Source organism: Micromonospora sp. NPDC047707 (assembly GCF_040704235.1).
Lineage (GTDB): Bacteria > Actinomycetota > Actinomycetes > Mycobacteriales > Micromonosporaceae > Micromonospora.
The window spans coordinates 1-20,130 of sequence record NZ_JBEYSU010000052.1; the positions used below are offsets into that span (position 1 = coordinate 1).

General features: G+C 73.7%; 22 protein-coding genes and 3 tRNA genes. 18 read left to right on the forward strand and 7 right to left on the reverse strand.

Going from position 1 to position 20,130, the window contains the following annotated elements; all coding sequences use genetic code 11:
* Nucleotides 1-196: 196 nt before the first annotated feature.
* From AB0873_RS29585 to AB0873_RS29600, 4 genes are read left to right on the forward strand one after another with little or no spacing between them, the layout of a single operon-like run.
* A complete protein-coding gene (locus AB0873_RS29585) occupies nucleotides 197-1,063 on the forward strand; it encodes a type II secretion system F family protein (protein ID WP_155333958.1) in 867 nt (288 codons plus the stop codon).
* Between the two features lie 25 nt (nucleotides 1,064-1,088).
* On the forward strand, nucleotides 1,089-1,283 hold the full coding sequence (locus AB0873_RS29590) for a hypothetical protein (RefSeq protein ID WP_155329395.1): 195 nt from the start codon (nucleotides 1,089-1,091) through the stop codon (nucleotides 1,281-1,283).
* Nucleotides 1,284-1,343: 60 nt separating this feature from the next.
* Complete coding sequence (locus AB0873_RS29595) at nucleotides 1,344-1,748, forward strand: TadE family protein (RefSeq protein ID WP_366603825.1); 405 nt, start codon at nucleotides 1,344-1,346, stop codon at nucleotides 1,746-1,748.
* Nucleotides 1,733-2,206: a TadE/TadG family type IV pilus assembly protein gene (locus AB0873_RS29600; RefSeq protein ID WP_366603826.1), complete on the forward strand. Its 474-nt coding sequence runs from the start codon at nucleotides 1,733-1,735 to the stop codon at nucleotides 2,204-2,206. Before AB0873_RS29595 ends, AB0873_RS29600 begins: the two co-directional genes overlap by 16 nt.
* Nucleotides 2,207-2,214: 8 nt before the next feature.
* Here the strand turns inward: AB0873_RS29600 and AB0873_RS29605 are convergent, their stop codons facing one another.
* A complete protein-coding gene (locus tag AB0873_RS29605) occupies nucleotides 2,215-2,529 on the reverse strand; it encodes a putative quinol monooxygenase (RefSeq protein ID WP_366603828.1) in 315 nt (104 codons plus the stop codon).
* A gap of 96 nt (nucleotides 2,530-2,625) precedes the next feature.
* Between AB0873_RS29605 and AB0873_RS29610 the strand changes: the two genes are divergently transcribed.
* Both AB0873_RS29610 and AB0873_RS29615 read left to right on the forward strand, forming a co-directional pair.
* The gene (locus tag AB0873_RS29610; RefSeq protein ID WP_366603830.1) at nucleotides 2,626-3,015 is read left to right on the forward strand and encodes a hypothetical protein; all 390 of its coding nucleotides are present in this window, start codon (nucleotides 2,626-2,628) and stop codon (nucleotides 3,013-3,015) included.
* Nucleotides 3,016-3,029: 14 nt separating this feature from the next.
* Nucleotides 3,030-4,235, forward strand: a complete 1,206-nt coding sequence (locus tag AB0873_RS29615; protein WP_366603832.1) for a LysM domain-containing protein — start codon at nucleotides 3,030-3,032, stop codon at nucleotides 4,233-4,235.
* A gap of 137 nt (nucleotides 4,236-4,372) precedes the next feature.
* Here AB0873_RS29615 and AB0873_RS29620 read toward each other — a convergent pair whose 3' ends face one another.
* Together AB0873_RS29620 and bluB are read right to left on the reverse strand one after the other, a co-directional pair.
* Nucleotides 4,373-5,224, reverse strand: a complete 852-nt coding sequence (locus AB0873_RS29620; RefSeq protein WP_366603834.1) for a Rieske (2Fe-2S) protein — start codon at nucleotides 5,222-5,224, stop codon at nucleotides 4,373-4,375.
* Between the two features lie 113 nt (nucleotides 5,225-5,337).
* Entirely contained in the window at nucleotides 5,338-5,967 is a 630-nt protein-coding gene (gene bluB / locus AB0873_RS29625) for a 5,6-dimethylbenzimidazole synthase (protein WP_366603836.1), read from the reverse strand.
* A gap of 103 nt (nucleotides 5,968-6,070) precedes the next feature.
* Here bluB and AB0873_RS29630 point away from each other — a divergent pair, with 103 nt between their 5' ends.
* Nucleotides 6,071-6,835, forward strand: coding sequence for a crotonase/enoyl-CoA hydratase family protein (locus AB0873_RS29630; RefSeq protein ID WP_366603838.1), 765 nt, complete (start codon nucleotides 6,071-6,073; stop codon nucleotides 6,833-6,835).
* Here the strand turns inward: AB0873_RS29630 and AB0873_RS29635 are convergent.
* The 3 genes from AB0873_RS29635 to AB0873_RS29645 all read right to left on the reverse strand — a co-directional run bounded on the left by AB0873_RS29635 (nucleotide 6,828) and on the right by AB0873_RS29645 (nucleotide 10,668).
* Nucleotides 6,828-8,294 (reverse strand): NAD(P)/FAD-dependent oxidoreductase, encoded by a 1,467-nt coding sequence (locus tag AB0873_RS29635; protein WP_366603840.1) that lies wholly within the window; start codon nucleotides 8,292-8,294, stop codon nucleotides 6,828-6,830. The genes AB0873_RS29630 and AB0873_RS29635 overlap by 8 nt on opposite strands.
* A gap of 143 nt (nucleotides 8,295-8,437) precedes the next feature.
* A complete protein-coding gene (locus AB0873_RS29640) occupies nucleotides 8,438-9,760 on the reverse strand; it encodes a deoxyribodipyrimidine photo-lyase (RefSeq protein ID WP_366603842.1) in 1,323 nt (440 codons plus the stop codon).
* The gene (locus AB0873_RS29645) at nucleotides 9,757-10,668 is read right to left on the reverse strand and encodes a phytoene/squalene synthase family protein (RefSeq protein WP_366603843.1); all 912 of its coding nucleotides are present in this window, start codon (nucleotides 10,666-10,668) and stop codon (nucleotides 9,757-9,759) included. Before AB0873_RS29645 ends, AB0873_RS29640 begins: the two co-directional genes overlap by 4 nt.
* 65 nt (nucleotides 10,669-10,733) lie before the next feature.
* On the opposite strand from AB0873_RS29645, the gene AB0873_RS29650 reads away from it, so the two are divergent.
* The 8 genes from AB0873_RS29650 to AB0873_RS29685 all read left to right on the forward strand — a co-directional run bounded on the left by AB0873_RS29650 (nucleotide 10,734) and on the right by AB0873_RS29685 (nucleotide 16,385).
* Complete coding sequence (locus tag AB0873_RS29650) at nucleotides 10,734-11,888, forward strand: polyprenyl synthetase family protein (protein ID WP_366603845.1); 1,155 nt, start codon at nucleotides 10,734-10,736, stop codon at nucleotides 11,886-11,888.
* A gap of 32 nt (nucleotides 11,889-11,920) precedes the next feature.
* On the forward strand, nucleotides 11,921-13,402 hold the full coding sequence (gene crtI, locus AB0873_RS29655; RefSeq protein WP_366603847.1) for a phytoene desaturase family protein: 1,482 nt from the start codon (nucleotides 11,921-11,923) through the stop codon (nucleotides 13,400-13,402).
* Nucleotides 13,399-14,001 carry an isopentenyl-diphosphate Delta-isomerase gene (gene idi / locus AB0873_RS29660; protein ID WP_366603849.1) on the forward strand — a complete coding sequence of 201 codons (603 nt, stop codon included), beginning with the start codon at nucleotides 13,399-13,401 and terminating at the stop codon, nucleotides 13,999-14,001. The genes crtI and idi overlap by 4 nt, the downstream gene beginning before the upstream one ends.
* The gene (locus tag AB0873_RS29665; protein WP_155329410.1) at nucleotides 13,991-14,917 is read left to right on the forward strand and encodes a MerR family transcriptional regulator; all 927 of its coding nucleotides are present in this window, start codon (nucleotides 13,991-13,993) and stop codon (nucleotides 14,915-14,917) included. The genes idi and AB0873_RS29665 overlap by 11 nt, the downstream gene beginning before the upstream one ends.
* Nucleotides 14,918-15,085: 168 nt before the next feature.
* The gene (locus tag AB0873_RS29670; protein ID WP_366603850.1) at nucleotides 15,086-15,883 is read left to right on the forward strand and encodes a polysaccharide deacetylase family protein; all 798 of its coding nucleotides are present in this window, start codon (nucleotides 15,086-15,088) and stop codon (nucleotides 15,881-15,883) included.
* Nucleotides 15,884-16,037: 154 nt separating this feature from the next.
* Nucleotides 16,038-16,110, forward strand: a tRNA-Glu gene (locus tag AB0873_RS29675).
* Between the two features lie 26 nt (nucleotides 16,111-16,136).
* Nucleotides 16,137-16,213: transfer RNA gene (locus tag AB0873_RS29680), tRNA-Asp, on the forward strand.
* Nucleotides 16,214-16,311: 98 nt separating this feature from the next.
* Nucleotides 16,312-16,385: transfer RNA gene (locus AB0873_RS29685), tRNA-Phe, on the forward strand.
* A gap of 317 nt (nucleotides 16,386-16,702) precedes the next feature.
* Here the strand turns inward: AB0873_RS29685 and AB0873_RS29690 are convergent.
* Nucleotides 16,703-17,029: a hypothetical protein gene (locus AB0873_RS29690; RefSeq protein ID WP_366603852.1), complete on the reverse strand. Its 327-nt coding sequence runs from the start codon at nucleotides 17,027-17,029 to the stop codon at nucleotides 16,703-16,705.
* Between the two features lie 294 nt (nucleotides 17,030-17,323).
* Here AB0873_RS29690 and AB0873_RS29695 point away from each other — a divergent pair, with 294 nt between their 5' ends.
* From AB0873_RS29695 to AB0873_RS29705, 3 genes are all read left to right on the forward strand, one after another.
* Complete coding sequence (locus tag AB0873_RS29695) at nucleotides 17,324-18,544, forward strand: FAD-dependent oxidoreductase (protein ID WP_366603854.1); 1,221 nt, start codon at nucleotides 17,324-17,326, stop codon at nucleotides 18,542-18,544.
* Nucleotides 18,541-19,437 carry an RNA polymerase sigma-70 factor gene (locus AB0873_RS29700; RefSeq protein ID WP_366603856.1) on the forward strand — a complete coding sequence of 299 codons (897 nt, stop codon included), beginning with the start codon at nucleotides 18,541-18,543 and terminating at the stop codon, nucleotides 19,435-19,437. Before AB0873_RS29695 ends, AB0873_RS29700 begins: the two co-directional genes overlap by 4 nt.
* A gap of 218 nt (nucleotides 19,438-19,655) precedes the next feature.
* Nucleotides 19,656-20,042 (forward strand): metalloregulator ArsR/SmtB family transcription factor, encoded by a 387-nt coding sequence (locus tag AB0873_RS29705; protein ID WP_366603858.1) that lies wholly within the window; start codon nucleotides 19,656-19,658, stop codon nucleotides 20,040-20,042.
* Nucleotides 20,043-20,130: the final 88 nt, after the last annotated feature.

Consider the following 20,130-nt stretch of genomic DNA (forward strand, 5'->3'; position numbering starts at 1 on the left):
TCAAAGATCGAGCGAGCTGGGCGATGGCCCGACGGTCACCGGTGCACTCGAACCAACATCAGCTCGAGTGAGACAAGGGTGCACCAATGAGCGCGAGGAGCGAGCATTCCGGGGCGGCTCGCGTGGGACGCGGCCGAGCCGGAAGGCCCGTCGAGCTTGTGAGCCCCGCAGCCGCGAGCGAAAGGTGGCTCCGGTGATCGGCAACTGGCAGCTCGTCGTCGCGGTGGCCGCCGGGTCGGCGATCGGGCTCGGCGTCTTCCTGGTGGTCCGGGAACTCGTACCGGCGACCCCGGCGCTCGGACCCGCGCTGCGACGGCTGCACCAGCCGCCCGGCGCCCGCGCGGTCGCCCCGGCCGACCGGCGGCTGGAATGGCTGTCCGGCCTGGCCCGCTGGCTGCGGCCACCGCATCAGCAACTCGCCCTGCTCGACCGCACACCGGAGCAGTACGCCCTGTCGCTCCTGCTCTCCGCCCTGATCGGGCTCGCCGCACCGAGTCTGCTGAGCGTCGCCCTCGCCACCGTGGGCGTACGGCTGCCGGTGGCCGTACCGGTGCTGGGCAGTCTGGGCCTCGCCCTGGTGTGCGCGCTGCTCGCGCACCGGGCGGTGCTCGCGAAGGCGGACGCCGCCCGCGACGAGTTCCGGGCGGCCGTCTGCACGTACCTCGACCTGGTGGCGTTGCAGCTCTCCGCAGCGCACGGCCCGGTGCAGTCCCTGGAACGGGCGGCGGAGGTCTGCGACGGCTGGGTCTTCGACCGGATCCGGGAGTCGCTGCGGCTCGCCCAGCTCCAGATGCACTCCCCCTGGGACGAACTGCGGGAACTCGCCGACCGCATCGGTATCCCGGAACTCGGCGACGTGGGCGCGATCATGCGCTCGTCCGGCAGCGAGGGGGCACAGGTGCACGAGACCCTGCGCAGCCGCGCTGACTCCCTACGCGACCAGATCCGCACCGACAACCTGGCCCGGGCAGAGGGGGTGACCAGTCGGCTCGACATCCCGGGCGCCCTGCTCGTGTTCGTCCTGCTCGGTTTCGCCACGTACCCGTTCCTCGCCCGTCTCTGACGGCCACCCCGACAAGGAGCACCCGATGTCTTTGATCACGTACCTGCACGTCGCGCTGGTCGCGCGGCTCGCCGAGTTGCGCCGTGACGGCGAGCGGGGCGACAGCCCGGTCCCCACCGCCGTGATCATCTTCGGCTTGGTCGCCGCCGCGCTCACCGTCACCGCGCTGGTCGCGGCCCGTGCGCAGAACTGGATGAACGCCATTCCGACCGCGCCCTGATCGATGCGCCGAACGTTGCCGGCCGGTCGCCGGGCGGACGACACCGCCCGGCGATGCGGCATGCGCGCCGTCGCGGTCGACCCGCTCGGCGGTGGTGACCGGGGAGCCAGTCCGGTCGAGCTGGCCGTAGTCATGCCGGTGATCTTCGTGCTGCTCTTCGGGTCCATCCAGGTGGCCGCCTGGTTCGTCGCCCGGTCGACGGCGCTGAACGCCGCACAGAGCGCGGTCAACGCGCAGCGCGTCCACCAGGCCCCACCCGGGGTTGGCGAGGCCCGCGCGCGGCGGTTCCTCGCGGCGGCCGGCGGTTGGCTGGTCGGCTGGACGTCACCAGGCCCGAGCTGCGTGACCAGCGCGACCGACGTGACGTGCACGGTCAGCGGCCGCTCGCTCTCCGTCGTCCCCGGTGTGGACTTCCCGGTGCGCCAGAGCGCGCACGGGACCGTGGAACGGTGGACGACGCCGTGAACCGCGAGCGTGGTTCCGTCTCGGTCGAGGTGGCGATCCTCGCGCCGGCCTTCATCGCGCTGCTCGTGCTGGCCGGCGTCGCGGGGCGTACCGCGGTGGCGGCCGAGGCCGTCGATGCCGCCGCCCACGACGCCGCGCGCGCCGCCTCCATCTCCCGGGACGCCGGCACCGCCCGCCGCGAGGCCCGGGAGGCGGCCGTCCGGCTGCTCGACTGGCGCCGGCTCAACTGCGCCGGTACGCCCACCCTCGCCTTCAGCGGCACCGTGAACGGCCGGCCGACCAGCTTCGACGCGGCGTTCCGCAGCCCGGTCGGCCAGGACGCCTCGGTCACCGTGCGGATCTCCTGCACGGTCGACCTGTCCGACGTGCACCTGTCGGTGCTGCCCGGGATGCCCACCGGCAAGCGGGTGACGGCGAGCTTCACGTCACCGCTGGACCGCTACCGGAGCCGGGGATGAGCGCCACCTCAGGACAGTGCCGCCGGGACGCCGAGGCCGCCCACCACGTTCAGCTCCTGGCCGGTGAACTCACCCGTCAGCATCGGCATCGCCCGCTCGATGGCGGCGCGGGTCTCCGGAAGCTGGCGGGACGCGGCGTGGTGCTCCCGGGACCGCCAGATCTCGCTGACGACGATCAGATCCGGGTCGGTCTCGGAGACGCCGACCGCGTAGAGGGAGCACCCGGCCGAGGCGACCTGGTCGGTGGCCTCGAGGAGGATCGCCACCACCTCCGCGCGGCGCCCCGGCCTGGCCCGCATCGATCCCACGTATCCGAACGCCATGACATCCCCCTCCCTCCGGCGGACCGGGCGCCCACCGGTACCGCCGAGCATGCCCCGGCCGTACGACACGCCCGGGGCGACTCGGGGCGCGTCAGCGTGTTCCTGGCGGTGACCGCGATCGGCATCCTGACGATCGTCGCGCTCGCCTTCGACGGGGCTGGGCAGCTGCGCTCGTTGCAGCGGGCCGACAACCTCGCCGCCGAGGCCGCCCGGGCCGGTGGCCAGTCGATCGACCGGGCCACCGCGATCGAGGGCGGGCCGAAGCGGATCAACCAGCCGCAGGCACGCCGTGCGGTGGCCGCCTACCTGGCCGCCGCCGGAGCCACCAGCCACACGGTCAGATTCCCGGTGGTCGACGGGGAGACCGTCGTCCGGGTCCGCGTCACCGTCACGTACCAGAGGTCCCTGCTCGGCCTCGTTGGCTTCGACGACACCGTCACCGTCTCCGGCGAGGCGACCGCCCGGGCGCTCACCGGCGCGCCGTAGGAAGGAAGGCAGCCATGGCCACACCGGCTCGTACCGTCGGACGGGTCCTCACCGGGTTCGGGGCGCTCGTCCTGCTCTGCGCGCTGCTGGTCGGCGCGCCGGTGGCGCTGCTCGCGCTGGCCGGCAACCCGCTGCCCGACCAGGTGCCCACGCTCGCCGAGGTCGGCGCGGTGCTGACCAGCCGCGACGACGGGCAACTGTTCCTGCGGGCGCTCGCGCTGGCCGGCTGGGCGGGGTGGGCCACCTTCGCGCTGTCGGTCCTGGTCGAGCTGGGCGCGTTGGTGCTGCGCCGACCGGCGCCCCGGCTGCCCGGGATGAGCCGGCAGCAGCGGGCCGCCGCCACGCTGGTCGGGTCCGTCGCGCTGATCCTGGCGGCCAGCCCGGCGGCGGCGAGCGCGGCGGCGGTCGCGGCGGGGCCACCGGCGCTCGCCACGCCGCCGACCGCCGCGACGCTGGCAGCGCCGCACCACGCGGCCGGGTCCACGGTTCCGGCGCTCGCCCGCCCAGCGCTCGCGGCACCGACCGGCGTCGACCGTCCCACGCTCGCCGCACCGACCGGCGTCGACCGTCCCGCGCTCGCCGCACCGGCCCGGGCCACGCCACACCAGGCGGCACGGATCACGCGGGAGGCGCTCGGCGCGTCACCGGCCCGGGCCACCACACCGACCACTCCCCGCGACCAGGCCGGGCGCGCGCCGGTCTACCGGGTGGCGAAGGGCGACCACCTCGGCTCGATCGCCGAGCGGTACCTGGACAGCTTCGGCGAGTACCGGACCCTCGCACGGATGAACCGGCTGGCCGACCCGGACCGGATCCACCCGGGACAGCTGCTGCGGCTGCCGGCCGAGGCCAAGGACCGGGGTGCCCGCCCGCACGCCACCGGACGGCTGGTGGCCCGTCCGACCCCGCGGCCACCGGCGGCGCCCGTGCCGGCACCGGAACGACCGGCGCCGACCGTCCCGGACGAGTCGTCCACCACGGCCCCGAAGGACGGGCCGGCGGTGACGGTGGGGGCGGCCCGACCGGGCGACCCGGACCGGGTGAACCGGCCGCTCGCCGTGTCGGCGATCCTGGCCGTGTCGAGCATCATCGGCGCGCAGATCGGCGCGGTTTTCGGCCTGCGCCGCCGCCCGGCCACCGTCCGGGTCGTAACGGGCCAGGGCGCGGCGACGGCCCGGCACCAGCGGGAGCTTCCGAGCGGACGGCACCGGAGGGACTGACGCCGCCGGCGGGGCCGATCATCCGCGCGTCACTCCGCACAGCGCAAGATCGGATACGGCTCAGGGACGGTCGGACCGGCGTGTCGAGTCGGTGCGGCGTATCCGATCATGGGCGGCAACGGTCGGGCGGTGCCGCGTCACGGGAGGCGGGCCTCCAGGACTCCGTCCACCACCCGGGTGGGCAGGACCACCTGGTCGTTCGCGGACGGGCCGTGCACGACCTCGCCGCCGTTGAGGCGGAACGTGCTGCCGTGCCAGGGGCACACCACGCACGCGTGGCCGTCGATCTCCTGCACCTCACCCTCACCGAGCGGGCCGCTCTGGTGGGGGCACCGCTCCAGCATCACGGTGACGTCGTCGCCGTGCCGGTACAGGATCACCGACACGTCGTCGATCTCGCGGGTGACCAGCGTGCGCTGCGGCAGCGCGGACATGTCCGCGATCGAGTGCCAGCCCTCACTCATCCGGTGCAGCTCGGAGATGCTCTGGTTGACCTGGGCACCCTGCTTGTACGCGAGATGCCCGCCCACGTACGCGCCGGCGCTCGCCGCGGTGAGGCCGAGCCAGCCGAGCGTACGGCCGAGACGGTGGTTGCCGGCGAGCCGGGCGGCGACCGACCCGGCGTAGCAGGCGAGACCGATCGTGTTGGAGGCGGCGTGCAGGAGGCCGATCCGTCGCTGGTCCCGGGAGAGGGCCGCCCAGTCGTTGAGCCCGGCCACGGCGGCCGGCACCGCGCTGGCCGTGCCGACGGCGCAGAGGGTGGTGGCGGCGCGTCGCTGACCGGGCATCAGGTCCAGCACGGCGGTGCTGATCCAGGCGCCGACCGGAACCTGCACCATCGCCGGGTGCAGCGGGTGGCCCAGCCAGACGCCGTGCAGGAAGTCGCGGACGCGCTGCGGGCGGAGGGTGGCCTGCACCGCCCGCTGGACGGGGTCCCCGATCCGGTCCAGCCGGGACGCCTGCTCGATCTTGGTCAGTAGCGCTCGCACGAGTACCCACTTCCCGGCGAAAGAGGTCGTAAACCCCGATCCCGTGCCGTCCGGTCGGCAACCGGGTGACGCCGACCAGGACGGCAGTCGCGGGTGGACCGCACCGGCACGCGTCAACCCGCGGTCGCGCCCCAGCGGTCGGCATGGACGGCCTCGGCGAGCGGGCGCTTCCGCCGCCAGCCGTGGCGTTCCAGGTCGGGTACGGCCTCGAAGTGGGTGACCGGGCCGAGGCAGAGCCACGCCACCGGCCGGATCCCGGCCGGGATGCCGAGCAGGCCGGCCAGCCACTCCTCCCGGTAGAAGGAGACCCACCCGACGCCGAGCCCTTCGGCGGTGGCGGCGAGCCAAAGGTTCTGGATGGCGAGGCAGGCGGAGTAGAGGCCGGTGTCGGCGATGGCGTGCCGGCCGAGCACCGCCGGCCCACCCCGCGAGTGGTCGTAGGTGACCACGACGGACAGGCTGGACTCCAGCACACCGTCGATCTTGATCCGGGCGAACCGCTCGGCCGCCGCACCGTCCAGCGTCGCCGCGAACACCTCCCGCTCGGCGCTGACGTGGTCGTGGAAGCGCCGGCGCAGCTCCGGGTCGCGGACGACGAGGAAGTCCCACGGCTGCGAGTAGCCGACGCTCGGCGCGGCGTGGGCCGCCGTGAGCACCCGGTGCAGCGCGTCGTCGGGCACCGGCGCCCCGGTGAACTGCGCCCGCACGTCCCGGCGGCGGTGGATGACGTCGTACAGGTCCATGGGCAGGCTCCGCTACGCTCGCCCGCTCTCGCGGGACACTCTGCAAGATCATGCACCAGGGCGGCCCCTGGCGCGCCGGCACCGCCAGGGGCATGCTGTGCCGATGGGTGTACGCGTCGAGCACGCCGGAGCGGTGACCACGGTGATCCTGGACCGGCCGGACGCGCGTAACGCCGTCGACGGTCCCACCGCCCGGGCCCTGGCCGACGCGTTCCGCGCCTTCGACGCCGACCCTGAGGCGGCGGTGGCGGTGCTGTGGGGCGCCGGCGGCACGTTCTGCGCCGGGGCGGACCTGAAGGCGATCGGCACCCCGCGCGGCAACCGCGTCGAGCCGGACGGGGACGGCCCGATGGGCCCGACCCGGATGGCGCTGTCCAAGCCGGTGATCGCGGCGATCTCCGGGTACGCGGTCGCCGGCGGCCTCGAACTGGCGCTCTGGTGCGACCTGCGGGTCGCCGAGTCCGACGCGGTGCTCGGGGTCTTCTGCCGGCGGTGGGGCGTATCGCTGATCGACGGCGGCACGGTCCGGCTGCCGAGGCTGATCGGCGAGAGCCGGGCGATGGACCTGATCCTCACCGGCCGGCCGGTGCCGGCCGACGAGGCGTACGCGATGGGGTTGGTGAACCGGCTGGTCGGGCCGGGTGAGGCCCGGGCGGCGGCCGAGCGGCTCGCGGCGGAGATCGCCGGGCACCCGCAGACCTGCCTGCGTAACGACCGGGCGTCGGTGCTGGCGACCGCGGCGCTTGCGGAGCCCGAAGCCCTGGCGGCCGAGCTGCGGTACGGCATGGACTCGCTGGCCGCCGACGCGTTGGCGGGGGCGGCCCGGTTCGCGGCCGGGGCCGGCCGGCACGGCGCACCGGCTACCTGAGCTCGCGCAGCGCCTCCGAGATGGCGCGGTGGAACGTCGGGTACGCGTAGATCATGTGGCGGAGCTGGGCCAGCGGTACCGCCGCGTGCACGGCGACCGCCAGCGCGGACAGCACCTCGCCGCCGGCCGGCCCGACCGACGTGCCGCCGACCAGCACCCCCTGGTCCGCGTCGGCGACCAGCTTGACGAAGCCGTCGGCGCGGTGGATCCAGCCGCGCGTCGACGAGCCGAGCTGCGCCGTTCCGACCTGGACGTTGATCCCCCGCTGCCGGGCCTGCTGCTCGGTGAGCCCGACCGCGCCGACCTCCGGGTCGGTGAAGGTGACCCGGGGCAGCGCCCGGTAGTCGGCTCGCGGAACCGTCCCGGCCGAGCCGCTCGACCCGCTCACGGCGTGGGTGCTCGCCGCGCCCATCGCGCCGCCCGTCACGCTGGCGGTGCCGCTGGCGTCCGGCGTGCTGCCGGCCCGCCGGAAGTGGTCGAGCAGGTCGGCGACGACGATGCCGGCCTGGTACATGGCGACGTGGGTGAAGGCGCCCTCGCCGGTGACGTCGCCGACCGCCCAGATCCCGTCGGTGACCCGCAGGCGGTCGTCGACCGCCAGGTAACGCTGGTCCGCCCGGACGCCGACGCTGTCCAGGCCCAATTCGTCGAGGTGCGCCCGGCGGCCGGTCACGACCAGCAGCCGGTCGGCGGTGTACGCGGTCCCGCCCGCGTGCAGCGTGAACCGCCGCCCGTCGTGGTCGACGCGCTCGGCGGTCACTCCGGTGTGGATCTTCACGCCGTCGGCCCGCAGCGCGGCGGCGGCCACCTCGGACGCCTCGGGCTCCTCGACAGCGAGCACCCGGTCCAGCGCCTCGACGACGGTGACCCGGACGCCGAACCGGGCGAAGACCTGCGCCAGCTCCAGCCCGATCGCGCCGCCGCCGAGCACCAGCAGCGACTCCGGCAGCTCCTCGACCTCGATCGCCTGGTGGTTCGTCCAGTACGGGGTGTCCGCCAGCCCGTCGACCGGCGGAACGGACGGGCGGGTGCCGGTGCCGAGCACGATCCCGTGCCGGGCCTGGAAGACCTGGTCGCCGACCCGGACCCGGCCGGGACCGTCGAGCCGCCCGCTGCCGCGGACGAACCGGCCGCCCTTCCCGACGAACCGGTCCACGGCCGCGCGGTCGTCCCAGGTGTCGGTGGCCTCCTCGCGGATCCGCTTCGCCACCGGCGCCCAGTCGGGGCGGACCTGCGCCGTCCCGGCGAGGCCGTCGACCCGCCGCGCCTCGGCGATCGCGTTGGCCGCCCGGATCATCATCTTGCTCGGGATGCACCCCCAGTACGGGCACTCGCCCCCTACCAGGCTCCGCTCGACGCCGACGACGCTCAGCCCGGCCTCGGCGAGCCGGCCGGCGACCTCCTCCCCGCCGACGCCGAGCCCGACAACGACCACGTCCACGATCTGCGGCTCCGCCATCCCGTCAGCATTCCGCACCGACTGCCGGCCCAACCAGCACCCACCGGGGAATTTCCGGTTCCGTAACCTCCGGGCGGCGTCGCTGACGGATACCGGGCGGCGGCGGGCGGATCCTCAAGGTCACCATCTGGCGGTGACCCGGGTCAGCGCAGCCAGACCGGGTCGCTGCCCGGGGCCGACAGCGCCGGCGGGTAGTCGAGCGTCCGGCGTACCTCGTCGGGCAGCCGCCACGGCTGGTGCACCGCCCTTCCGTCCACCGCCGCCAGCTCGGGGACCCACCGCCGGACGTACGCGCCGTCCGGGTCGTACCGCTGCGCCTGCCGGACCGGGTTGAAGCTCCGGTACGGCCGGGTGTCGTTGCCGGTGCCGGCCACCCACTGCCAGTTGCCGGAGTTGTTCGCGACGTCCCCGTCGAGCAGCCAGCGGAAGAAGACCGCGACGCCGGGACGCCAGTCCAGCCCGAGGCTCCTGGTCAGGTAGCCGGCGGTGATGAGCCGGGCCCGGTTGTGCATCCAGCCCTGCGCCCGCAGCTGCCGCATACCGGCGTCCACGACGGGCACCCCCGTCCGTCCCTCGGTCCAGGCCGCGAGGGCGTCGTCGTCGTACCGCCAGTCCTCGGCGGCCCCGCGCCGGTAAGCCCTCGCGCCGATGTCGGGGAACGCGTCGGTGACCTGGTAGTAGAAGTCCCGCCAGCAGATCTGCCGGACGAACGGCGAGCCGCGGTCACCGGCCGCGTTCGCCACGGCGAGCGGAGACAGGCAACCCCAGCGCAGGTACGGGCTGAGCCGCGAGGTGCCATCCCCGGCCAGGTCGTCGTGCAGGTCGTCGTAGCGGGGCAGGGTGGGCAGCCACCGGGACAACCGGCGCCGCGCCTCGTCCTCGCCACCGGGCACGGCGTCGGGCGACTCTCCGGCCGGCGGCGCCGGCAGCCGTCCGACCCGTACCCCCGCGGGGAGGCTGACCCGGCGGGGCGCCGCCAGTTCCGCCCGCCACCGGTGGCCGCTCCACGCCCGGTGGTACGGGCTGAAGACCCGGTAGTGGTCGCCGCCGCCGGGCGTCAACGCACCCGGCTCGACGACGGTCAGGCCGGGGAAGGTCCGCAGCGCGACCCGGTGCCGCCGGCAGTCGTCGCGCAGCCGGCGTTCGCGGCGGCGGGCGTACCGGCTGACGTCGGCGGAGAGGGCGATCCCCGCCGCGCCCACCTCCTCGGCCAGCTTCACCGTCTCGACGACCGGGTCGCCGTGCCGGACCACGAGGTCCCCACCCCGCTTCCGCAGCGCCTCGCGCAGGGCGGCGAGGCTCTGGTGCAGGAAGCGGGTCCGGTTCGGCGAGCGGCCGGCCAGCGCCGGGTCGAGCACGTACAGCGGGACCACCCGGTCGAAGGCGGCGCAGGTGGTCGCCAGCGCCGGGTGGTCGTGCACCCGCAGGTCGCGGGTGAAGAGCACGATCGCGGTACGCGACGTCACCGGACCGGTGGGCCGGGAACCGTGACCGGGGTGCCGGTCGGGGTGAGCAGGGCGCGGGCGGCCACCGCCAGCCGGCGTCGCCCCGGCACGACGGCCCGGCGGGCGAAGACGTCGAAGTCCTGGGCGGCCACCTCGCCGAGGATCCCGCCGTAGAGCGCGTACGCGGTGCGGATGCAGGCCTGCGAGGCGGGGGCGAGCATCGTGACGCCCGGCGCGGCGGCGGCGTAGTGCTCCTGGGCGCGGGTGACCTCGTACCGGACGAGTTCGCGGATCGGCTCGGTGGCGCGTCCGGCCGCGCGGGCGGCGAGCAGGTCGTCGCGGGTGACCCCGAAGCGCGTCAGGTCCTCGTCGGGCAGGTACGTGCGGCCGCGGTCGAGGTCCTCGACGACGTCCCGGATGAAGTTCGTCAGCTGGAAGGCGAAACCGAGCTGGCGGGCCGGCTCCCGGGCCGCCACCGGGTCGGAGCTGCCCAGGATCGGCAGCATCATCGTGCCGATGACCGCCGCCGAACCCTCCATGTAGTCGAGCAGGTGGTCGTAGGTGCGGTACGAGTGGATTGTCAGGTCCATCGCCATGCTCTTCAGGAACGACGCGAAGTCGTCCCGGTCGAGATCGAAGACGGCGATGGTGTGCAGGACGGCGGGAAGCAGTGGGTCGTCGACCGGCTCGCCGTGCAGGCCGGCGACGAACCGGCCGCCCCAGTCGTCGAGGCGGGCGGCCCGCTCGGCCGGGCGCAGGTCCTCGGTGCGGTCGACGATCTCGTCCGCGTAGCGCGTGAATCCGTACAGCGCATGAACATGCCGCCGTTTCCAGGCGGGAAGCAACCGGGTGGCGAGATAGTAGGTACGACCGTGACGTCGGTGCAGGTCACGGCAACGGTCATAGGCAGCGGTGAGATTCGTGTCCACCGGCCCCTCCCTCCTATCGACGCACCAATCGACGCAACTCGTAACTCTAGGGTACGCTCGCTCACATGGCTAACGACGCAGTTGCGGGCGACGCGCTCCGTGCACCGCCGGCACGCCCGGCGGTGCGGGACGACCCGATCCGCGCGGTCCTGGCCGCGTACACGAAGGACCTGGTCACGGGGGTGGACGACACTCTCGCCGCCTTCCTCGCCGCCGAGGTCGACGCGCTGACCGAAATCGACGCGGCGATGGGCGGGTTCGCCGCGACCGCGCGCGACTGCGTCCTGGCCGGTGGCAAGCGGGTGCGCCCGACGTTCGCGTACTGGGGCTGGCGCGGCCTGGTCGGCGGCGCCGAGCCGACGGCACCCGTGCTGCCGGCGCTCGCCGCGCTGGAGCTGCTGCACACGTTCGCGCTGGTGCACGACGACGTGATGGACGCGTCCGCGACCCGGCGCGGCCGGCCAGCCGCGCACGTGGTGGTCGCCGCGCAGCACGCCGCCGCCGGCCACCGCGGCGACTCCGGCCGGTTCGGCGAGGCGGTCGCGGTGCTGATCGGCGACCTCTGCATGGTCTGGGCCGACCGGCTGCTCTCCCACGCCGCCCTGCCGCCGGCACGCCTGCTCGACGTCCGGCGCTGCTACGACCAGATGCGCGTGGAGACGGTGGCCGGGCAGTACCTGGACGTCCTCGGCGAGAACGACGCGGCGAACTGGTCGGTGGACCGGGCGCTGCGGGTCGCCCGGTACAAGACCGCGAGCTACACCGTGCAGCGGCCGCTGCTCTTCGGCGCGGCGCTGGCGGGTGGCGACGTCGACGGGCCGCTGATCGCCGCGTACACCCGCTACGGGCTGGCCGTCGGCGAGGCGTTCCAGCTCCGCGACGACCTGCTCGGCGTCTACGGCGACTCGGCGACCACCGGGAAGCCGGCCGGCGACGACCTGCGCACCGGGAAGCCGACCGCGCTGCTCATGCTGGCCCGCCACCTGGCCGGCCCGGCGCAGCGCCGCGCGCTCGACCGGATCGGCGCCGGCACCGGCGACGGTGAGATCGCGCGGCTGGCGGAACTGGTCGCCGACACCGGTGCGGTCGACCGCGTCGAGCGGATGATCTCCGACCGGGTTGCCGAGGCGCTGGCCGCCCTCGACAACCCATCGATCGACCGGACCGCGCGCACCGCGCTGACCGGCCTCGCCGTCGCCACGACGAACCGGCGGGCATGATGGGCAACTTCGCACAAGGAGGTGGTCGCGGCGTGCGCACCGTGAACGGGCGTACCGACCGGGTCGTGGTCGTCGGCGCCGGTCTCGGCGGGCTGGCGTGCGCGCTGCACCTGGCCGGCAGCGGCCGGCAGGTGACGGTGCTCGAACGCGAGCCGGTGCCCGGCGGCCGGGCCGGTCGGCTCACCGTCGACGGGTACGAGTTCGACACCGGCCCCACCGTGCTCACCATGCCCGACCTGATCGCCGAGGCGCTCGGCGCGGTCGGCGAGGAACTGGACGACTGGCTGGACCTGACCCCGCTCGACCCCGCGTACCGGGCGTACTACCCGGACGGCTCGACCCTCGACGTCATCACCGACACCACCCGGATGGCCGCCGAGATCGCGAAGGTCTGCGGGCCCCGCGAGGCCGACGGCTACCTGCGCTTCGTGGACTACGCGCGTGACCTGTGGCGGCTGGAGCGGGCCGACTTCATCGAGCGCAACCTCGACGCGCCGACCGACCTGCTCACCGGCAACCTGCTCAAGCTGCTCGCCAACGGCGCGTTCCGCCGGCTCCAGACGAAGATCAACCAGTTCTTCCGGGACCCGCGCACCCAACGGATCTTCTCGTTCCAGGCCATGTACGCCGGGCTCGCCCCGCACGACGCGCTGGCCATCTACGCGGTCATCGCGTACCTCGACTCCGTGGCCGGGGTGTACTTCCCGCGCGGCGGCATCCACGCGGTCTCCCGCGCGATGGCCGGCGCGGCCGAGAAGCACGGCGTGCAGTTCCGGTACGGCACCACGGTCACCCGGGTGGAGACGGCCGGTGACCGCGCCACCGGCGTGCGCACCGCGGAGGGCGAGTTCGTCCCGGCGGACGTGGTGGTGCTCAACCCCGACCTGCCGGTCGCGTACCGGGACCTGCTCCCGCCGGCCCGGCCGCGCCGGCTGACCTACTCGCCGTCCTGCGTGGTCCTGCACGTCGGGTCGACCCGGGATTATGGGAAGATCGCTCACCACAACATCCATTTCGGGCGGTCGTGGCGGGGCACCTTCGACGAGGTCATCCGGCGCGGTGACCTGATGAGCGACCCGTCGCTGCTGGTCACCAACCCCAGCCGGACCGATCCGTCGGTGGCGCCGGCCGGCCGGCACACCTACTACGTGCTGGCCCCGGTGCCCAACCTCGACCGGGCGCCGCTCGACTGGCGGGGCGGCCTCGCCGACCGCTACGCCGACCGGCTGGTGGGGACGCTGGAGGAGCGCGGCTACGTGGGCTTCGGGGTCGGCATCGAGGTGCTACGGACGATCACCCCCGCCGAATGGGCGGCGCAGGGCATGGCCGCCGGCACCCCGTTCGCCTCCGCGCACAGCCTCTTCCAGACCGGCCCGTTCCGCCCGTCCAACCTGCACCGCGGCCTGGGCAACGTGGTCTTCGTCGGCTCCGGCACACAACCCGGCGTCGGCGTGCCGATGGTGCTGATCTCCGGCAAGCTCGCCGCCGCCCGCGTGACGGGAAGCCGCCGGTGACCGCCCGCGAAGCCCACCAGGTCGAGCTGGTGGACGACGCCGGTCGGGCGACCGGTCGGACCACCGTGTCCGCCGCGCACCAGCCGCCGGGGAAGCTGCACCGGGCTTTCTCGGTGCTGCTCGTCGACCCGGCGGGCCGGGTGCTGCTCCAGCGCCGCGCGGCGGTGAAGACCCGCTTCCCCCTGCGGTGGGGCAACTCCTGCTGCGGGCACCCGGGTCCCGGTGAGTCCCTGACCGTGGCCGCCAACCGGCGGCTCGCCGAGGAGCTGGGCGTCGGCCCGGTCGAACTGACCGAGGTCGGGGTGTACGTCTACTACGCCGAGGACCCGGCGACCGGCCGGGTCGAGTTCGAGTACGACCACGTCCTGCGTGGTGTCCTCCCACCGGACACCCCCTTGCACCCGGACCCGGACGAGGTCGCCGAGCTGCGCTGGGTGGACCCCGTCGAGCTGGAAGCCGACCTCGACGCCGACCCGTACGCGTACGCCCCCTGGTTGGGCGGGGTGGTGAACCGCCTCCTGCATCCCGCCGGTCCGGCCGGTTCCGCCGCGCTCCAGCCGGGCGCCTCTGACGCCCCGGAGCGGTCGGGTGGCGGATGAGGCGCTGAGCGCGGGGGCCGTCGCCCGGCGGCTGGGAGTCGCCGTGACGACGCTGCGTACCTGGCACCAGCGATACGGGCTCGGGCCCAGCGAGCACGTCCCGGGGCACCACCGCCGGTACACGCCGGCCGACCTCGCGCGCCTGGAGATCATGCGGCGGCTCACCGCCGAGGGGATCGCCCCGGCCGAGGCTGCCCGCTGGGCCCGCCAGGCGCCCGGCGCCGTGCCGAGTGCCCGCGCGGCCCGCACCCGCGACGGGGGTGGCACCATCCCGGTGGGGCGTGCCGGTCCGGCGGCCCGCGGGTTGGCTCGCGCCGCCATGCGGCTGGACTCGGTCGTCATCAACGAAACGATCGCCCGCACCATCCAGGTCGAGGGGGTCGTCGCCACCTGGGACGGGCTCCTGCGTCCCGTCCTCGTCGGGATCGGCGAACGGCACGCCGCCACGGCCGCACTCATCGAGGTCGAGCACCTCGTGTCCCGGTGCGTCTCGGAGGTGCTGGCCGCGGTCGCCCGCGCCCACGCGCCCGGCGGTCCACCCCGCATCCTGCTCTCCTGCGCCGACGAGGAGCAGCACAGCCTGCCACTGGAGGCGCTCGGCGCGGCGCTGGCCGAGGCCGGCGTCGCGTACCGGATGCTCGGCGCCCGGGTGCCGGTGGAGGCGCTGCTCGAGGCGGTCAACCGGACCGGGCCGGCCGCCGTGGTGATCTGGTCGCACACCCGCGACACCGCCGGCCCCGAGCAGCTCACCGCGTTGCTCGCGGCGCCCCGCCGGCCACTGCTGGTGCTCGCCGCCGGGCCCGGGTGGCGGGCCGAGACGCTGCCGGCGGGGGTCGTCCGGCCGGTCGGCCTCGCCGAGGCGGTCTCGCTCGCGGTGGCCGTCCGAGACTCACTGGACCAGTCGACCAGGGAATAGTCCCACGTCCCGCCCGGCCTCGACGAGCGGCGACCCGGGCCGCGCTCACGCGCTGTGACGTGATCGGTGCGCGACTGTGACGCAGGCCGCTCAGGGGTGTCCGGTGCCGGGAACCGTCACGTAGCCTCCGGGAGGTCCGCCGACCCGCCACCCCCCTCGGAGCGAACGATGCGCCTACGCGCTCTCCTCGCGTCCGGTCTGGCCCTGGTCGTCCTCAGCGGCGGCTGCGGCGACGGCACCGGACGGCTGCGGGCCGCCACCGGCCCCAGCCCCGTCGCCTCCGGCACCCTTCCCGCCGAGCCGGCACCGACCGCGACACCCCGACCGACCCGCAAGCCCCCCGCGGCCCGGCCCCTGCGTCCGCTGCCGACCACGCTGCCCGCCGGGCTCCAGCGCACCACCGGTGTCAGCGGCGTCGCGCTGACCTTCGACGACGGCCCGGACCCGGTCTGGACCCCCCAGGTGCTCGACCGGCTGCGCGCCGCCCGCGTAACGGCCACCTTCTGCGTGGTGGGTACGCAGGTCCGCCGTCACCCGGACCTGGTCCGCCGCATCGTCGAGGAAGGCCACCAGCTCTGCAACCACAGCTGGAACCACGACGTCGACCTGGGCCGGCGGCCGGTGGCCGAGATCCGGGCCGACCTCCTCCGTACCCAGCGCGCGATCCGGGCGGCGGTCCCCACGGCACGGGTGCCCTTCTATCGCCAGCCGGGCGGACGGTGGACACCCGAGGTCGTGCAGGTCGCCAAGCAGCTCGGGATGCGTTCACTCCACTGGACCGTGGATCCGCAGGACTGGGGGAAGCCGCCGGCGGAGAAGATCAGCGAGCGGGTGCACACCGCCGCCCGGCCCGGCGCGGTCGTCCTGCTGCACGACGGAGGTGGCGACCGGGGCGCAACCCTGGCCGCCTGTTCCCGGATGATCGCCGACCTGAAGACCCGGTACGGGATCATCCGACTCCGCTAGAACGGGTCTGAGCTGCGGTTCCGCGGTCCGCCGCGGCTCCAGCCATACCGGTTTGGTCGACCGGCGGGGCATCACGTATGCTTTCCAAGCCTCCGGCGGGGCCGGATGGGAGCAAGTCCGCTTGAAGTTGCGAGTGTGCAATGATGGCGGGGCCGCCCTCATCGTCTAGCGGCCCAGGACGCCGCCCTTTCAAGGCGGTAGCACGGGTTCGAATCCCGTTGGGGGCACGGTTCGGCTTCGGCCGGGCAAGCTAGGTCCTGTGGAGCAGTCGGAGTGCTCGCCGCCCTGTCAAGGCGGAGGTCGCGGGTTCAAGTCCCGTCAGGACCGCCAGCGCTGACGCCGCGCCATCACGCGCGGCGTTCTGCGTATCGGAGCATGTGACCCTGGTCGGCGGAGACCACGGCGGCCGGGTAGCATGAGCCGAGCACGGCCAGGTAGCTCAGTTGGTACGAGCGTCCGACTGAAAATCGGAAGGTCGGCGGTTCGACCCCGCCCCTGGCCACATAGCCTTTCGCCGGGCTACAGAGGTCCCCACCAGCGGAAACGCAGGTGGGGATCTTGCTGTGTGCCCTCATCGGGCAGCTGTTGGCGTTGCCCCCTGGCTGACCGCTCTTGGCCTCCGCTGGCCGCCGCCTGTCGCACCCAGATCGCATGCGCCCCCTCCCCACCCGGCGGGCCTCAGAGCTGTCTCCGCCGTGAGTCCCACCCAGCGCGGAGCGGGCCAGGGTCTGCTCGGCTCCGCATGGCGCTCCTGGACAGTCGGAGCCGGCTGCGCACGGGTGACGACGCGCGACTGCCCCGGCACATCACCATGCCCGGCTAGCGGCGGAGCAACGCAAGCGATCCCGCCGCAGTCAGCAGCAACAGCAGTGACACTGCGAACAGGGCGACTCCGACCGCGAAGGACAAGGGGATGAGAAAGGGTGCCTGTTGGACCACCAGGCCGGCACCGATCATGGCCTGGGAGCTGCCCATGCGGAGGGGCTGGGCGCGCTGGTTCGGCGTCGGGCGGGCAAGCCGAATCCAGGCTGCGGGAAACTTTCGTGACACGGCCACACGCAGGCCTAGTCCAACCGAGGCGAGGCCGAGGACCACTACCACCAGACGCAAAGCAATCATGACGGGACCCTCGACATCCGGGCTCATGGGCCCATCATCGGAGGGGCGTCAAGGTCGCAATCGCAGGGCAGCTCGCACGGCGGCCTCCGCCGGAACCCTGACCTGCGCAATCCACAACTGGTTGTTGGCGAACAGCGACCAGCGCCGGTTCCTCGTCAGTCAGGCTCACGCGGCCCGGATTCCCGGCTGCCAAGATCCCTATGCTGCCGCACTCCGCCCGGTGCTCGAGTCGGCGCTCGGCGGGTGATCTGGCTCACTGATGTCACAACCCGCCGGGCCTGCGGTGTCTTGAGGCCGGACCTTGAAACGAAGGAGAGGGCCATGGCTGGGAACATCGATGTCATCGTGGTCGGCGGCGGATACGCCGGTGTGATGGCGGCCAACCGCCTGACGCGGCGCGACGGCGTGACAGTGACCCTGATCAACCCGCGTCCGGTCTTTGTCGAGCGGATCCGCCTGCACCAGCTGGTCGGCGGTTCGGACGACGCGGTTGTGGACTACCGAAGGATTCTGGCGGGCGGCGTCGGGCTGGTGGTCGACACCGTGACCCGGATCGACACGTCCGGGCGTCGCGTGACCCTGGCGAGCGGCGGCACGCTCGGCTACGACTACCTGATCTACGCCGTGGGCAGCGGCAGCGCCGACCCGAGCGTGCCCGGCGCGGCAGAGCACGCCTACCCGATTTCCACGCTGGAGGAGGCGCGGCGGCTGCAGCCGGTCGTCGACGCCGCGCCCGCATCGGCCACGGTGACGGTGGTGGGAGCCGGGCCGACCGGCCTTGAAACCGCTTCCGAGCTGGCGGAGCTGGGCCGGAAGGTGACCCTGGTGTGCGGAAGGGTGCTCGGGCCCTACCTGCATCCCCGGGCCCGACGCTCGGTGGCCGAGCGGCTCACCAGGCTCGGCGTGACCGTGATCGAGGGCCCCGGCGCGACGGTGACGGGTGTGACACGCGATGCCGTCCAGCTCGCCGACGGCCGCGAGTTGGTTAGCGGCGTGACCATCTGGACCGCGGGATTCGGCGTGCCGGATCTGGCCGCTCGCAGCGGGCTGAGCACGGATGCCCTGGGGCGCCTGCTCACCGACGAGTCGCTCACGAGCGTGGACGACACACGCGTCGTCGCGGCCGGGGACTCGGCGGCACCGTCGAACCTGCCGGTGCGGATGAGCTGCCAGTCCGCGGTGCAGCTGGGTCCGCAGGCCGCCGAGACGGTGCTGAGCCGGATCGCCGGCGAGCAGCCCGCCGACTTCAACGTCGGGTTCTCCGGCCAGTGCATCAGCCTGGGGCGCCGCGCCGGAATGGTCCAATATGCCAAGAAGAACGACATCGCGACCGGGGTGTTCTCGGTGGGCGGCCGGACCATGGCGATGCTCAAGGAGACCGTGTGCAGGAGCACCGTCTGGCAGCTGGCGCACGAGGCGCGCAGACCCGGCTCGCTCAATCTCTGGTTCAAGGATCGCCAGCGCCAGGAGTTGCGGCGCGCCAAGGGCGGCGAGGCGCCGGCGGTCGCCGGCCGGCGGGCTCAAGGAGAGGTGCCGAGATGAGCGACCACGCCGGTGACCTGGCGACCGGGACCTTCGTCGCCCACCGAAACCTGCTCTTCACCGTCGCCTACGAGATCCTCGGGTCGGCGGCCGACGCGGAGGACGTGCTGCAGGAGACCTGGCTGCGGTGGGTCAAGGTCGATCTCGATCAGGTACGCGATCAGCGCGCCTACCTGATCCGGATCACCACCCGCCAGTCGCTGAACCGCCTGCGCACCCTGCAGCGGCGCAAGGAGGCGTATGTCGGTCCCTGGCTGCCCGAGCCGCTGCTCACCCCGCCGGCCACCGCGGAGGATGTCGAGCTGGCCGAGAGTGTGTCGATGGCGATGATGCTCGTCCTCGAGACGCTCTCGCCGACCGAGCGCGCCGTCTTCGTGCTGCGCGAGGCGTTCGACGTCAGCTACGACGAGATCGCCGCCGCCGTCGGCAAGAGCCCGGCGGCCGTACGCCAGATCGCCCACCGCGCCCGCCGGCACGTCGATGCCCGCCGCCCCCGCACGGTGGTCTCCCCGAGCGAGAGGCGGGCGGCGTTGGAGGCGTTCCAGCGGGCGGTCGAGACCAGCGACCTGCGGGGCCTACTCGACGTGCTCGCGCCCGACGTGGTCGTGGTCGGCGACGGCGGCGGCGTCAAACAGGCCGCCCTGCGGCCGATCGTCGGCGCGGAAAAGACTGTCCGCATGTTCTTCGGTTCCATGCGGAAGGTCGGAGGCACGCTCACCACCGAAGCGACCGTGATCAACGGCAATCCGGCACTGCTGTTTCGCCTGGACGGGGAGATCGACGGCGTCGCCGCGCTGCGGATCGAGGACGCTCGCGTCACCGGCATCTACTACGTCCGTAACCCGGAGAAGCTGTCCCGGATCGAGTCCGAAACCCCGCTCACCCTACGCTGAGCCGACATTGAGCAGCTACGTCTGGTTGGAGGCCGGGTGGACAGGTTCATCGAACCCCTCGCCTGGTTGGCGGGGTTACGAGGGCGGCGGCGCGCCTAGTTGCGCCACCTCCCGCCACGGCAACGCCACTGCGGCCAGAACGACCAGCGGCTTGGCGCGAGCAAGCCGGCTTGACCCAGGAGGGCATCGGGAGCCTGGTCCGGAGAAAGCGTCGCATCATGCCGATCAGGCGCTATCATCGCTTCGTGGCGATTGGTTGCACACCTGATCTCGAACCTGCGGTGGCGTTGTTCCGGTCCCTCGGCGACCCGACCCGGCTGGCGATCCTGCACCGGCTCGCGTCCGGGGAGGCGCGGGTGGTGGACCTGACCAACGAGCTGGGCCTGGCGCAGTCGACGGTGTCGAAGCACCTGGCCTGTCTCCGTGACTGCCGGCTGATCGACTACCGGGTCGACGGTCGCCAGTCGTTCTACGCGCTGACCCGACCTGAGCTGCTCGACCTGCTGCGCTCGGCAGAGCAGGTCCTGGCGGCCACCGGTGAGGCCGTAGCCCTCTGCCCGGCCTACGGGACATCGGCCGGCTCCCCGGCGGGGGCGACCGCGTGAGTTGCCCTGTGTCAAGCCATCGCCGGTTGATCTTGGCTGAGCAAGTGTTGGAGGGCTCGGTGCCGGTCGGGGTTGTAGGGGGTGTTGG

What these genes read in the sequence shown, in the direction of transcription:
- AB0873_RS29590 (WP_155329395.1), top strand. Translation starts at nt 1,089, where the DNA reads ATGTCTTTGATCACGTACCTGCACGTCGCGCTGGTCGCGCGGCTCGCC.
- AB0873_RS29595 (WP_366603825.1), top strand. Translation starts at nt 1,344, where the DNA reads ATGCGCGCCGTCGCGGTCGACCCGCTCGGCGGTGGTGACCGGGGAGCC.
- AB0873_RS29605 (WP_366603828.1), bottom strand. Translation starts at nt 2,529, where the DNA reads ATGGCGTTCGGATACGTGGGATCGATGCGGGCCAGGCCGGGGCGCCGC.
- AB0873_RS29615 (WP_366603832.1), top strand. Translation starts at nt 3,030, where the DNA reads ATGGCCACACCGGCTCGTACCGTCGGACGGGTCCTCACCGGGTTCGGG.
- bluB (WP_366603836.1), bottom strand. Translation starts at nt 5,967, where the DNA reads ATGGACCTGTACGACGTCATCCACCGCCGCCGGGACGTGCGGGCGCAG.
- AB0873_RS29630 (WP_366603838.1), top strand. Translation starts at nt 6,071, where the DNA reads ATGGGTGTACGCGTCGAGCACGCCGGAGCGGTGACCACGGTGATCCTG.
- AB0873_RS29635 (WP_366603840.1), bottom strand. Translation starts at nt 8,294, where the DNA reads ATGGCGGAGCCGCAGATCGTGGACGTGGTCGTTGTCGGGCTCGGCGTC.
- AB0873_RS29650 (WP_366603845.1), top strand. Translation starts at nt 10,734, where the DNA reads ATGGCTAACGACGCAGTTGCGGGCGACGCGCTCCGTGCACCGCCGGCA.
- AB0873_RS29670 (WP_366603850.1), top strand. Translation starts at nt 15,086, where the DNA reads ATGCGCCTACGCGCTCTCCTCGCGTCCGGTCTGGCCCTGGTCGTCCTC.
- AB0873_RS29690 (WP_366603852.1), bottom strand. Translation starts at nt 17,029, where the DNA reads ATGAGCCCGGATGTCGAGGGTCCCGTCATGATTGCTTTGCGTCTGGTG.
- AB0873_RS29695 (WP_366603854.1), top strand. Translation starts at nt 17,324, where the DNA reads ATGGCTGGGAACATCGATGTCATCGTGGTCGGCGGCGGATACGCCGGT.
- AB0873_RS29700 (WP_366603856.1), top strand. Translation starts at nt 18,541, where the DNA reads ATGAGCGACCACGCCGGTGACCTGGCGACCGGGACCTTCGTCGCCCAC.
- AB0873_RS29705 (WP_366603858.1), top strand. Translation starts at nt 19,656, where the DNA reads ATGCCGATCAGGCGCTATCATCGCTTCGTGGCGATTGGTTGCACACCT.